9 protein-coding genes are annotated in these 13,987 nt (G+C 46.6%); 7 read left to right on the top strand and 2 right to left on the bottom strand.

Features of this window, described 5'->3' with window-relative positions:
• Nucleotides 1-10: 10 nt before the first annotated feature.
• Nucleotides 11-2,182, bottom strand: a complete 2,172-nt coding sequence (locus AC0VYE_RS25295) for a helix-turn-helix domain-containing protein (protein ID WP_475443270.1) — start codon at nucleotides 2,180-2,182, stop codon at nucleotides 11-13.
• A gap of 391 nt (nucleotides 2,183-2,573) precedes the next feature.
• Here AC0VYE_RS25295 and AC0VYE_RS25290 point away from each other — a divergent pair, with 391 nt between their 5' ends.
• From AC0VYE_RS25290 to AC0VYE_RS25265, 6 genes are all read left to right on the top strand, one after another.
• Nucleotides 2,574-3,518, top strand: coding sequence for an ABC transporter permease (locus AC0VYE_RS25290; protein WP_475443269.1), 945 nt, complete (start codon nucleotides 2,574-2,576; stop codon nucleotides 3,516-3,518).
• A 14-nt stretch (nucleotides 3,519-3,532) separates the two neighbouring features.
• Nucleotides 3,533-4,420, top strand: a complete 888-nt coding sequence (locus tag AC0VYE_RS25285; RefSeq protein WP_083681883.1) for a carbohydrate ABC transporter permease — start codon at nucleotides 3,533-3,535, stop codon at nucleotides 4,418-4,420.
• Between the two features lie 60 nt (nucleotides 4,421-4,480).
• The gene (locus tag AC0VYE_RS25280) at nucleotides 4,481-6,112 is read left to right on the top strand and encodes an extracellular solute-binding protein (protein ID WP_475443268.1); all 1,632 of its coding nucleotides are present in this window, start codon (nucleotides 4,481-4,483) and stop codon (nucleotides 6,110-6,112) included.
• Nucleotides 6,113-6,187: 75 nt separating this feature from the next.
• Nucleotides 6,188-7,603, top strand: coding sequence for an endo-alpha-N-acetylgalactosaminidase family protein (locus tag AC0VYE_RS25275; protein WP_475443267.1), 1,416 nt, complete (start codon nucleotides 6,188-6,190; stop codon nucleotides 7,601-7,603).
• A gap of 131 nt (nucleotides 7,604-7,734) precedes the next feature.
• Nucleotides 7,735-9,555 (top strand): right-handed parallel beta-helix repeat-containing protein, encoded by a 1,821-nt coding sequence (locus AC0VYE_RS25270; RefSeq protein WP_475443266.1) that lies wholly within the window; start codon nucleotides 7,735-7,737, stop codon nucleotides 9,553-9,555.
• Nucleotides 9,545-10,738, top strand: coding sequence for a Gfo/Idh/MocA family protein (locus tag AC0VYE_RS25265; protein WP_076267695.1), 1,194 nt, complete (start codon nucleotides 9,545-9,547; stop codon nucleotides 10,736-10,738). The genes AC0VYE_RS25270 and AC0VYE_RS25265 overlap by 11 nt, the downstream gene beginning before the upstream one ends.
• Nucleotides 10,739-10,878: 140 nt before the next feature.
• Here AC0VYE_RS25265 and AC0VYE_RS25260 read toward each other — a convergent pair whose 3' ends face one another.
• Complete coding sequence (locus tag AC0VYE_RS25260) at nucleotides 10,879-11,184, bottom strand: hypothetical protein (RefSeq protein ID WP_475443265.1); 306 nt, start codon at nucleotides 11,182-11,184, stop codon at nucleotides 10,879-10,881.
• A gap of 379 nt (nucleotides 11,185-11,563) precedes the next feature.
• On the opposite strand from AC0VYE_RS25260, the gene AC0VYE_RS25255 reads away from it, so the two are divergent.
• Nucleotides 11,564-13,933, top strand: coding sequence for a beta-galactosidase (locus tag AC0VYE_RS25255; protein ID WP_475443264.1), 2,370 nt, complete (start codon nucleotides 11,564-11,566; stop codon nucleotides 13,931-13,933).
• Nucleotides 13,934-13,987: the final 54 nt, after the last annotated feature.

Raw genomic sequence — 13,987 nt, 5'->3', positions numbered from 1 at the left:
CTGTTTATTTCTATTCCTGCTGTAACCTGACATGCTGCGTGGGCGTCGTCCCGGAGATTTTCTTGAAATGCCGAATGAACGTTCCGGCATTCGAGTATCCGACTTGTTCCGCGATATCCTTCATGGTCATATTCGGATGAGATTGGATAAGGCGGATTGCAGCTTGGATGCGAACAAGGTGCATGTAGTAGTTTAAGTTGTAGCCGGAGTGCTTCTTAAAATATGTCGATAAATACACGTGAGTGATAGCCAGATGATCGGCAATTAGCGTTAATGATAAGTCCGGATTGGCATAATGCTTGTCAATATATTGGTTGATCTGCTCCAGAAGAGGCGTAATCGGCAGGGCGGATCGCTTGGCCACGAGAAAATATCCCTCTTGGATTTGCCGGAATAAATACTGGAGATGGTACGTATGCGAAAATGCCGGCGGAACGTCCCACACCTCTTCGACGCTGATCTTCTTACTGTTCATGATGACAAGCAGCAGGTCGTGGAGGTAACGAAGCATGTTCCGGAACTGTTCAAAGGTTAGATTCTTGAACGTCTTTTGTATCGTTTTATCGAAAAATTGCTGTAGCGTTTCCGTATTTCCTTTGAGGGTATAGTTGACAAGTTCTTGCTCCTTATCGATGGATAAGTGAATGACCGCCGCTTGATCGCTGTTCCGATCTTGATAGAGAATGACGCTCTTTAAATGGGTTAGATTGGGGACATGCTTGTCAATCGCGTCAGTCGATTCACGAAGGGCTTTGCCGATGTCCTCTAGTCGCGTATGAACGGAGCTGATACCGCAGAAGACAAGCATATTGTCTACCGGATCGGGACAGCTGTCAAAGACGCGGGAAACCAGAGCTTCCAGTGCGTTCGTGTCGGAGCAGCTTGTAATAAATATAGATTTATCGCTATGGGCATGCAGTCGAATGTACGGTCGAGATTGACTTAACGCCGCTTCCAGTAATGGAGCATACAAGGTAACGGATTGGCCTTGGCTGCTTTCTTCAATGACGGTGAGTATGGCATAGGAATCATACTTCACGGACAGCATCCGGTTTATGTGGGGCTTCATAGTATAATTTTCGTCCGTTGACAGCCGAAGCAGCGCGTTATGCTCCAAGATGTCGGCTTGCTCCGTGATCTCCTGTTTCATGGAGACGGTGGCGGAATTTAGTTCTTTGAACGTATCCGAGAGAATCGCGAATTCATTTTTCGTAGCAGGGCCCGTCGTCCATTGATTGAATGTTCTTGCCATGAGCCTTAGCGGCCTGAACATGGACCAGTTGACGAACAGAAATCCCAAATTAACGGCGAAGAAAAGGGCAAACAAGACGAAGGTGTATCCGTTGGCCTTTTTAAGCTTTTCCTGCATCTGGCTTTCCGAGAACAAAACGGTGTATGTGAACAATGGGTCTGTTTGAGAAATAGGCGTATATTTATTTCCATTAATGATGAGCGGACCTTTAAACTCAGGAAGCCGTTGCTCGGCGATTGCTGGATCAAGTGTCGCTGTACTTACAAAAAGTTGATTTTCCCTATCGCTTATCACGATAACGTTATCAAGCAACATAGTCTGATTGTTCAGATAAGCGAGCAGCTCGGCCTTGGCGATTTGTACGAATATATAGCCTTCTGGGAATAGCCGGTATGAGAACACGATAGTATTGCGGAAATTATACAGATGCTCCAATTCGTTTTGCAGCAGACAACGGCAGGTTTCACCACCGTTTTTAACATCCAGATTCTTATAGAAGACGCTCAAACTACGGGTTCCGTCACTGCTGATCACCAAGTCCTGATTCGGGAAGTAAGTGGAAATCTGCGCCCGGAACGGAAGCTGCAGATTCGATTGCGTTATTTTGTTTTTGTATGCCATTAACGTTGGGTAATAAGAACGCGAATTTTTGGGATTGTTGGACAGGAGTTTCGTATCCAAGCTAACGCTGAAATTGTAAATCATGTTGCGAATCTCCAACCATTCACCAGACAAGTCCCCGGACAATTGCTTCAGGAAACCTTCATTCGTCCGCAGAACTTGTTCCTTGACGTTTGTTTTCAAATACGAGTAGTTGAACCCGAGCAGAGTGGTGAGCAGAATGATAAAAATCATGTTGACGATGAGCAGCTTAAACAGAACGCTGCTTCTGTGATATCGAGTGGAAACAGTTCGGAATAATCTGTTCAAGTTTGGAACCTCCCTTTTTTCTTTCTATAAGGTAGATCGCTTTCTAGTCTTTAAATTGTAACCGCTTGCATAAAGCGGGTTGCGCTTTCCATCATTATAAGGGGATAATTCTTGGCTGTCATGCGCAGCTGAAATTTTGAACAGCACATTAATAAATGACATTCCCATATTTCGTAACCAGGAGCGATTTTCGTTCTTTCACATACAATCAATTTTCGATCGAAATGAAATTATTCAAACGATATTAATAGTTGATAATTGCTTAAAATTCATCATCTCCCGTATGCTGAGGTCACCAAGAACGATGTGGGCTTGGTGAGATGATCAGCTGCATTTCGAAAGGGCTTACATTTTATTGACATTATGTATATGTGTACTGGAGGGGTGAAATTTGCAGAATCAACAGCTTGCGCACAATCTACAACTCACAAAAAAACAAAGCTTTCTGCGAAAATGTTGGAAGCAGCGCTACTTGATCCTAATGGTGCTGCCTGGATTTCTGGTTATTCTAGTTTTCAAATATTTACCCATGTATGGTATTACAATCGCCTTCAAAAGTTATGACGCATCGTTGGGCTTTTTGAGAAGCCCTTGGGTCGGCTTCGACCATTTTAAGGCGTTTTTTGATAGTCCAATGAGTTGGAGGATTACTAAAAACTCGCTATTGCTTGCTTTTTATTCTTTGATTTTCGGTTTTCCGGCTCCAATCCTATTCGCTTTATTATTGAATGAGCTTCGCAACAAATTTTTTAAGCGGGCTGTGCAAACGATTACTTATTTCCCGCATTTTCTATCCGCGGTAATCGTCGTCGGTTTTATTCATGAATTCACATCGGTAGAGGGTATTATCAACAATATTATGTCGTGGTTTGGGGCGGAACCAAAGACGCTGCTGTATATATCGAAAGCTTTCCGGCCGATTTACATTAGTGCGGGTATATGGCAGGAATTGGGCTACGGAGCCATCATCTATTTGGCAGCGCTGACCGGTGTCGATCCGGCGCAACACGAAGCAGCGGTCATAGACGGCGCGAATCGTTGGCAGAGGCTGAGATACGTCACTTGGCCTGCGATCATACCGGCGACAGCGGTGATGCTCATCTTGAAACTTGGAACGATTCTAAGCACGGATTACCAAAAGGTGCTTCTCATGTACAATCCGAAAATTTACGAAACGGCGGACGTTATCGAAACCTACGTCTATCGGGTTGGCGTGCAAGGCGGGCAATTTGAATATGGCGCCGCGGTAGGTTTGATGCTTTCTGTGATCAGCTTCATTTTGATTATATTTGCGAATTACTTTTCCAAGAAAGTATCCGACAACAGCTTATGGTAAGGAGTTGATAAAAGTTGAAGGTATATAATGAAGGGCTTGGGTCCAAAGTTTTCGATATTATTAATTACACGATTATGATCTTGCTATGTATTGTTATGCTTTATCCGCTGTTAAATACGTTTGCTGTTTCGATCAGCGATTCTACTTTGGTTGGTCAAGGCAAGATTACATTTTACCCGCAAGGTTTCGACTTTCACAGTTACCAATACATTTTTCAAGATAAAAATATTTTGAATGCTTATAAGAACACGCTTGTTTTTTTGGTCGTCGGCACTTTTCTACAGCTGCTGTTGACCTCCTTGTTCTCTTATCCGTTAGCGATCAGCGAATTCGTATTCCGCAAACCATTGGCCATTTTTGTAGTCATTATGATGGTATTTCAAGGCGGTCTTATTCCGCACTTCCTTCTCATAAGGGATCTGCATTTGTTCAACACGATATGGGCAGTCGTGCTGCCGGTCGCGATGACCGCATTCAATATCATCATTTTCCGCACGTTTTTCCAAGATGTCCCGAAGGAATTGCGGGAATCCGCATACCTAGACGGAGCGAATGATTTCGGCATTTTGTTTCGCATTTACGTGCCGTTGTCTAAGCCGCTTCTGGCGACATTCGCGCTATTCGGCGCGGTCATGTTCTGGAATATGTGGTTTGAACCGATGATTTTCCTCAACGACGAAAGTAGCCATCCCATCCAGTTGCTCTTGCGCAGGATGACGATCGAATTAAAGGATTATACAGATGTTGGCGGGCTGCAGAGATTCATTGACACTTACAATTTAAACCCCAAAAACATTAGGATGGCAGCTATCATGGTCACAATTTTACCGATTTTGTTCGTTTACCCGCTATTGCAGAGACATTTTGTGTCAGGTATGATGATCGGTTCGGTGAAAGGGTAACAAGGGTTGATCTGAAATTAAACATAGATTAACAAATATTATTCATGGAGGGGTTACGCTTTGAAGAAAAAAATGGTTCTAGTGCTTAGTTTTCTGCTCGTAGCGACAATTGTTTTCGTTGGTTGCAGCAAGAACAACAACAAGCCGTCAGAACAAGTAAACAACAGCAATTCCGGTGAGACTTCCAAGGCATCCGAACCAGCCGAGGAAACGATCAAGATTAATGCTTACATGTCTAGCTTCGGGGACGATCCAAAGGATACCGAGCTCTATAAGCTTTGGAAAGAAAAGATGGAAGCTTATATTGGCAAGAAGCTCGATATTAAGTGGAACTACGTGAATAGCGACGATTATCCGGAGAAGGTAAAGTTGACGCTGGCCAGCGGCGATACTCCGGACATTATGTCGGGCGTGAAGGACGCCGAGGTCATGTTCCAATTCGGCAACCAAGGTTCCCTCTTGGACATTGCTCCCTACTTGGACGAATATGCTCCAAACTATAAAGCATATTTAGAGTCTACAAAGTTTGCGGACAAGAGTATGTACACGCCTGAAGGCAAAATGTTCTTCTTCGGGGATGGGTTCCAGAATGATACAGGTTTGGCGGGTTCTGCTTACCCCGCATTATACCGGTTCGACGTTTTCCAAAAACATAATATCAAAGTTCCGGAAAACTGGGACGAATTCTATAATGCGGCCGTTAAGCTGAAAGAGCTGTATCCCGATTCCTATCCGGTCAATTCGCAGGAATGGCCAAAGTTCACAGACGCGTTAGCTCTCTCGAACCATACAAAAAGCGATATTTACTGGAACGGCGAGAAATACGTATATGGTCCAACTGAGGAGTCATTCAAAGAAGGTTTAATCTATATTCGCAAACTGTACGACGAGAAGCTGCTCGATCCCGAATTCCTAAGCCAGTCGCAAGACCAGTTGAAGGCGAAAGTAACTACAGGCAAGTCCTTTATGCTTCCGTTGGCGTGGGGAGGTTGGTGGGAGCAATATTCCGTTCCGGACCAAGGCGTCTCGTGGGGCGCAGCGGTCAATCCGAAAAACGAAAAGTACGGCGATCAGTGGGTGTTGGGGCCGGCTCTCTTGGGTAAAACCATCTATCCGAACTACGGCATCATGATTTCCAAAAACACAAAAAATCCTGAGCTTATCATCAAATTGCTCGATTACCAGTATTCACCTGAAATGATTGATTTGATGCATTGGGGTGTAGAAGGCAAAACCTTTGAAGTGATCGATGGCAAAAGGGAATTCATCAATAAAAACGGAGATTGGAAAGAAAACTCCGATTTTGGTCTCGGAAATCCTTGGACGCGTCAAGGCTTCGTGTACGCGCCGCAAAACTATTCGACGGACTATATTAAATACAAAAAAGTGCAATTTTTCGCCAAGGGCCAATTCGAGGAGATGCGTCCTCAAGAGGGAATGGGTAAATTCACAAGTTCGGAAACGTCTATTGCTCCGTATGAACAAGCACCGGTCGTTCGTCTGAGCAAAGATGACGAAGCGAAGAAAGCGCAAATCATGACCGCGGTGCAAACGTATTTGGACGAAAATATTTATAAATTCCTGCTTGGCGAGAGAGATCTCTCCGAATGGGATGCATTCAAGAAGGAGCTTTCGGATATCGGCGATTATCAATCGATCGTGGATATGATGAACGCTCAAGTATCCAAGTAAAAAGAAATGCGAAGCCTGACAGCGTCGATGTGTGGCGCTGTCAGGTTTCTTCATTAAAGAAAGGAAGAGGCCAGGATGACTAACTCAATAGATACTAATGAAGCGTGGAGATCCATTCCGGGAGATTATTACGATTGGCAAGCAACGATGCAGCCGGAGAGCCCTTACAATTTCGATTATAGTCAGACGCTGACGATGAAGCTAGGTATGGCGATTCCGGACGGTAAAGGCGGGTCGAAGGTGTTTTGTACGTTTGAACAGGCGCTTCGATATATTGTGGACATCGATCGGCTTACCAGAGGCATTCCGAAAATCATATACTTGGTCGGATGGCAGTATAATGGTCACGATGACAGATACCCCGCCTGGGATGAAGTGAATGTCCATTTGAAGAGGCCGCAGGATTCGACTGCGAGGGACAGCTATTTGTGGCTGGCGGATGCAGCCAAACGTTATAACACAACAGTCAGCGTTCATGTCAATATGACGGACGCCTACGATAATAGTCCGCATTGGGATCTTTACATGGACCATGATCTGATCTCGCGTAACGAAGATGGTTCTTTGCTGCAAATCGGTAGCTATAACAATATGGCTGCCTATCAAATTTTCTATAAGAAGGAATGGGAGAGCGGGATTATCGTCCAGCGAATCGAGAAGTTGATCTCGCTGCTGGAGCTTGATAAGGCCGGCACGGTACATCTGGACGCCTATTTTCCTAGAGCGAATGTTTTCCGAGGCGTCTCCCAGGAGGAGGAGTCCTCCTACATGCGCAGGACGATCCGCTATTTCCGAAGCCGCGGGATTGATGTGACAAGCGAAAACTTCGCCCATCATCGCAACGATCCATTCATCGGATTGCAACCGTGGTGCTGGTGGTTTGATCAGAACCAGGAGAAGCATTTTTTGGAGAGACCCGCCAAGCTGCTGAGCGGAGCTGCTATTCGAGATTACTCTATACCGGGCATTCCGCGCAGACATGATCTGGAGTTCTTGTTCGGCGCGGGCGTACATGGTGAGGATGTATTCTGGGATCTTGACAACGAAATTTCACGCGAGGATTGGCACGATATCTTCTTGGAGCAGATATGCACAAGAATGCTTCAATACCAGTATTTGAACTCGCTTGATCGCATTCGGATAGAGGGCGAGGGCGATAACAGGGTTGTTCATTATTCGGGAGGGCATTCCGTTCATCTAGCGGATCACTCCGTTCGTCGAGACAGCAAGCCGCTGCGCGTAGGAGACGACGTGCTGTTCCCTGCTTTATGGCAAGAGCGGCCGGAATTAATCGCATTCAGCAAGAGTGGTTACTCGAAGAAGGCTTGGTCGCTTCCGCCGGACTGGAACGAAGTAGCTGCCGTTGATATCTACCGGATTACGGCTGAAGGATTATCGGAAGCGCAGCTTGGTCAACGTATTGTGGGAGGGTTGCTGGAGCTTTCTCTAGCGCCGGGAATGGCGATATCAATTATTCCATCGCAACAATAAATAGAGAATGAGCGGACGAAGGAGACAAGGGTCACTCATTGCAGCTTCAACAATTGATTCAATAGCGTTCAAGCGCAGTTTATCGTAGGAAATGGGTGTAGTGAAAAGTCGATCATACTGGGAGATGAAGCATGCGAGGTCAAGCAAATGAGATAGGAAACGATCCAGCGCCCCGTCTGTTTCGGGTAACTGATTACGGAGCGATCCCGGATTCTGGCGAGGATGCGACTAGGGCCATACAAGCTGCGATCGATGCCGCTTCGGCCGAGGATGGGCCGACGGTGATCGAATTACCGCCAGGACGATATGATTTGTATGCCAATAACGCTAGCAAAGAACCTTACTACGTCTCGAATACGGCTAGCGAAAAGGAGCATCCCCATCCGATCAAAACGATAGGCCTCTGGTTCAAAGGGGCAAAACGAATTCATGTGGAAGGGAATGGCTCGCGACTGCTGTTTCATGGGAAGATGACGCCGATCGTTATGGACAGCTGCGTCGACGTGGAAATACGGAACCTGACGATCGATTTCGTCCGGCCGACTATATCCGAAATGCGAATCGTCGCGACTTGCGAAAGCTATTGGGAGGTGGAGGTTCATCCGGATTCATATTATTTGTTGATGGACGATAAGCTTTTTTGGACCGGTGAGGATTGGTCTTACCGCGGGGGCCCTGCCCAGGAATTTGACCCGGTGACCAACCGGACCTGGAGAGTTCCCAATCCGATCACGTTGGCCAGCCATGTCGAACAGATGGAGCTCGGTAAGCTTCGGATTTGGTTTATATCGCCTGTTCCGATCACTAAGGTTGGTCATGTGTTTCAAATGCGCGACGGTATTCGTGATCAGGTTGGTGCTCTGATTGTTGGCTGCCGGAATATTACCTTGCGTCATGTCTGGATGCAATATATGCATGGGCTTGGGATCGTCGGGCAATTCAGCGAAAACTTGACTTTCGAGGGCTTGCGATTGGCACCGGATCCTTCCCATGGACGAACAGCGGCGGCGTTCGCCGATTTTGTTCATCTTTCCGGGATGAAAGGAAAAATATCGATCAACGATTGCTTATTCGAGGGTGCGCACGATGATGCCATCAATATTCACGGTACTCATCTAAGAATCATTGGAGCCGAGGGCGAGAGACGCATTCGCGTGCGGTTTATGCATCCGCAAAGCTACGGATTCAGCGCCTTCCATCTGGGCGATGAGATTGATTTTATTTCCGCTAGCTCGTTGATACCTTATGCTACCCGTCATGTCGTCGACATCAAGCAGCGTAGTCTGCGTGAAGCCGAACTGACGCTGGATGCACCGGTACCGAGAATGATCGGGGACGAGGATGTTATCGAGAATGTTACATGGGCGCCCGAAGTATCCATATGCGGAAATGTCTTCAAGAGAATACCGACTCGTGGAATTTTAGTGACAACGCGCCGTAAAGTGACCATCGAGAATAATTTGTTCGAGAAGCTGAATATGAGCGCGATTCTCATCGCCAACGATGCGGTAAGCTGGTATGAATCGGGGATGGTTCGCGATGTCCAGATAAGGGGAAATCGGTTTGTCGCTTGTGGTAACGGTAATCAGCCGGTCATTCTGATTCAACCGGAGAACACGGTTGTATCAGTGGATGCTCCCGTGCACAGCAACGTTGTGATTAGGAATAACCTCTTTGAATTGGACGGTTCCCCATTATTGGATGCGAAGAGCACAAACGACTTAATTGTTGCGGATAACCAGATCTCAAGGAACGGCGATATGGGCGGAGAATACGCTGATTCGCAAGAAATCATTCGCTTACGGGCATGCAGCGGAGTTGAGATTCGCGGGAATACAATGGGAGACAAGGCAGTCGCAATCGTAAAGACGATATCAATGAAGGCAGAGCACCTTGCGATCGATAAGGGGCAAGCAGTTATTATTCGGAGGGATCACGAGGATGAAATCTAAAGTGAAAATCGGCTTAATCGGGCTTAGTGGTAGGGGAACGGGGCTTTTGGAAATCATATTGCTGAAAATGGAGGACGTTGAAGTCGTTGCCGTCTGTGACTTGCACGAGGATCGTCGCGAACAGGCAGCTAATATGATTGAGAAGGCAGGCTGCGGTCGACCTTTTGAAACTGCTGACTATAAGGAAGTTCTGGATAGAGAGGCAGTTGATGTCATCATGATCTGCACACCTTGGTCCACTCATATCCCTATCGCAATCGAAGCGATGGAGAAAGGGAAGTATGTCGCTTGCGAGGTCGGAGGAGCTTATTCCATGCAGGAATGCTGGAAGCTGGTAGAAGCTTATGAGCGAACGAGAGTTCCATGCATGATGCTGGAGAATTGCTGCTATGGCCGCGATGAGCTTATGGTATTAAATATGGTAAAGCGAGGTATTCTCGGGGAAATCGTCCATTGCTCAGGAGGTTATCTTCACGACCTGCGCTATGAAATCGCTAATGGCAAAGAAAACCGTCATTATCGACTGAACGAATATATTCATAGAAACTGTGATAATTATCCCACTCACGAGCTAGGTCCCATCGCCAGAATACTAGATATCAATAGAGGAAATCGCATGGTATCGCTAGTTTCTCTCGCCTCAAAGGCAGAAGGCATGCAGGAGTACATCACAAGCAAGAGGAAGGATAGCGAGCTTGCTCGTACTCGGTTTAAGCAAGGCGATATCGTAACGACTATCATCCAGTGCGCTCGCGGAGAAACGATTACACTCACATTGGATACTACATTGCCTAGATATTATTCAAGAGGTTTTACGGTAAGGGGAACAAAAGGCATGTATATGGAGGAGAACCACTCTCTATTCATTGATGGACAGCATAACCAGTATGAATCGAACTGGAAGACGCAATGGGGGAACGTCGAGCACCTTCGCGAGCATTATGAACATCCGCTGTGGGAGAGCTATTTGCAGGAAGGAGTTAAAGGAGGCCATGACGGGATGGATTGGCTTGTCTTCCGGGATTTCATCGAGAGTTTCAGGAACAAGGCGCAAACGCCGATTGATGTATATGACATGGCTTCATGGATGAGTATATCCTCATTAACCGAGGATTCGATTGCCATGGGCGGGCAGCCAGTAGCGATCCCCGATTTCACGAACGGGAAATGGATCGGCAAGTGACAAGTTCTCGATAGACTATCCCTTTCATGACAATGCACCGCTGGATGAAGATATTAACCGAAGAGAACAAAAGGTAGATTAGGAGGAACAACCGACGGCAGACATTCGAGCTGCCGTCGGTTTCATGTGCAAGGGAATTTTTAGCTGATAACAGTGAAGATAACCGTTTGCTTAGGTCCCTTGTTTCCTATCTTGTCTATCGCATACACTTCGATCTCGTAGGTTTGGATCGGTGCCTCATACGGAATTGGATAAGACCATGTGAACGATCCATCTTCTTCGCGTTTCATTGCATCGTAAATCCCATAATCCGAAATTCTTACGATCGATTTGTCGATCTCGACGCTATCCCCGAGATTGCCGTACTCCACTTTCAGTTTTGCCCAATCTCCGCGTTTTCCTTCATTCGGCGTAAAGATAGCTTTCAATTCGTACATTTCATGCATGAATATCAACTCCTTTTAATTTGTACTGACTAGTCAGTATTATCATATTCGGAACAACAGGCATTGTCAAACGATTATATCCATCATTGCTTCGAATATTAAGAAATGAGATTGACCTAAAAATCTAACTATATCTCTCCGTATTGAACTTGACCGTTCCGCTTGTTCAATCATAAGATCAGACAGTTATCTAAATATCTGACTACGAGATTAATATTTGAAGAGGGCAATTCGACGGATTTGGACAATGATCTTAAAAAATGCCCGTTGTTCAGGTAGGATTCCGAAATTATGATGGAAGTGAAATTTAGTTCAAGCGCTCGAATCCAGTGCTGCAGCTCGGATGGGTTGGAAGGACGCATACTCGGGGAGTGAAACAATGAAATACTTACTTGATGTCGGCAATCAACGAAAGCCAGTATTGATCGAAGGTCATCTAAAAATGGGAGGCACCAATCCGGCGGGAGAGGAAATCAATGTGAATAGCTTGCATCTCACCCGCGGAGGAAAGCCGTGGCTACCGGTTATGGGGGAGTTTCATTTCTCCAGGTTTCCTCATGGACAGTGGGAGGAAGAGCTACTTAAGATGAAAGCGGGTGGCATCCAGATCGTCGCTACTTATATATTCTGGATCTATCATGAAGAAACAGAGGGTCGCTTCGATTGGTCGGGGGACAAGGATCTTAGGAAATTCGTGCAGTTCTGTCAGAAGAACGAATTGGAGGTCCTTGTTCGCATAGGCCCATGGGCGCATGGCGAATGCCGTAATGGAGGTTTTCCGGATTGGATCTATGGAAGATGCGCATTACGGACAAACGATGATGACTATTTGCGGTATGTTAGAAGGTTTTACGGGGAAATTGCCAAACAGATCGAAGGGTTGTCCTTCCAAGATGGCGGCTCGATCGTCGGCATGCAATTCGACAACGAGTTGACGGATAACCCTGAGCATTTGCGAACCTTAAAGAGTATCGCGCGAGAATTGGGCATGAAAGCTCCTTTATATACGGTTACAGGTTGGGGAGGTCCTGGTGGAGCACGAATTCCGAAGGACGAAATGCTGCCGCTATTCGGAGGTTATCCGGATCATCCTTGGGATAAGCATACAAACCAACTGCCTCCCGGACCGCATTATTTCTTCCATTCGGTACGCAACGATCCGAGCATCGGCAGCGATCTGTTTGGCGAAAAAGCCGTCGATATTAAAGATTTGGAAGACATCGAACGTTATCCCGATGGCTCTTGCGAGCTTGGGGGCGGCGTGCAAATTACCTATCATCGGCGCCCCATCATACAGGCGGACGACGTTGGCGCGATGGCGATGATTAAGATTGCTAACGGGTGCAATCTGCTGGGCTATTATATGTATCATGGAGGAACCCAGCCTCTTGGAGAACTTTCAACGATGCAAGAATCCAATCCCCAAGGCAATCAGTTGCCCGTACGGAGCTACGATTTCCAGGCGCCGCTCGGAGAGTTCGGCGGAATCAGGGATTCTTATAGAAAACTAAAGCGGCTTCATTTATTTCTGCACGATTTCGGAGATAAGCTGGCGCCCATGGCTGTGGTTTTTCCGCAAGTTCGGCCTTCATCCTTGGAGGATAACGAGACGGTACGCGTCGTTGCGAGAGCGCAAGGAGATAGCGGCTTCCTGTTCTTCAACAACTACCAGAGACTGACGGAGATGAAAGACAAGGATGACGTACAGGTTGAATTGCGGTTACCCGGAGGCGAGCTGAACGTTCCTGCAACTGGATTTACGCTTAAGAAGGACGGTTACTTCTTCTGGCCATTCCATATGGATATGGACGGTGTACGTTTGAAATATGCGACTGCACAGCTGTTATGCATGCTTCGTGGAGATGGGGAGACGCTGTATGTATTCTTCGAGGTTTCTGGCGTTCGGCCCGAATTCTTCTTCGAATCGGATACCGTTTCCGATGTCGAATTGAAAGAGGGAACTTTGGTACGGGAGAAGGGTACGCTCGCCATTTCCGATCTGAAGCCGGGATCTGGCTGCGAATTCGCTGTTCGCTCTGTTGCCCGTCATGTCGTTAAGGTGCTGACAATAACCGAAGAGCAGTCGCTGCATCTGTGGAAGGGCCATGCATTTGGAGGTGAACGGTTAATTCTATGCGAAGGAAACGTCGTGTTTAAGGAGAAAGGATTGCGCATTAGCGGTACTGTAGCCGAACGGATGGCATTTGCTGTTTATCCTCCAGTTGAACATAGCATCGCTTGTCAGGGCGTTTCGTTGAAGTCTTCACCAAACAAAGAGGGGATATTCCAGGCGTTCAAGCCAATCCTGCAAACTCGTGAAGTCGAATTCTCATGGAAGCGGATCCGCGATTCTTCGCTAAACCGACACTTTTTCCAATATTTATTCGAAGATAAGGGGCAAGAAGGCACAGCACCTGAATGGGAGATTCGCATAGATGCTTCGGCATTCGGTGAAGCGAGCGAAATCACGTTGAGCGTCGATTTCGCAGGAGACGTAGCACAAGCCTATATTGCCGGACAATGCGTCGCAGATCAGTTCTATAACGGCGTCCCTTGGAAAATAGGCTTAAAGAGATTTCGTGATCAATTGGCGAGCCATTCGATTGTTCTGAAGATTTCTCCTCTATTAAAGGATAGAGACATCTACATGCCATCCAGACCACTGGAAGATCGCCAGCCAGAGATTTTGGCGCTTTCTGCGGAAGCGGAGTATACGATTAGTATAGACCATGACAATCGGAGGGTTTAAAGCATCTGAATGATACGAATGTGGGTCAGATTTTAAAGAATGTGCAGATAACTT

The sequence above is a fragment of the Pristimantibacillus sp. Z349TD_6 genome (genome assembly GCF_056173205.1).
The sequence above is the reverse complement of the archived record's forward strand: the minus strand, read 5'-3'. Positions and strand labels throughout refer to the sequence as shown.

Bases quoted from the DNA above. Each gene is read 5' to 3' on its own strand.
- AC0VYE_RS25270 (WP_475443266.1), top strand. From the start codon at position 7,735: ATGCGAGGTCAAGCAAATGAGATAGGAAACGATCCAGCGCCCCGTCTG.
- AC0VYE_RS25255 (WP_475443264.1), top strand. From the start codon at position 11,564: ATGAAATACTTACTTGATGTCGGCAATCAACGAAAGCCAGTATTGATC.
- AC0VYE_RS25260 (WP_475443265.1), bottom strand. From the start codon at position 11,184: ATGCATGAAATGTACGAATTGAAAGCTATCTTTACGCCGAATGAAGGA.
- AC0VYE_RS25275 (WP_475443267.1), top strand. From the start codon at position 6,188: ATGACTAACTCAATAGATACTAATGAAGCGTGGAGATCCATTCCGGGA.
- AC0VYE_RS25265 (WP_076267695.1), top strand. From the start codon at position 9,545: ATGAAATCTAAAGTGAAAATCGGCTTAATCGGGCTTAGTGGTAGGGGA.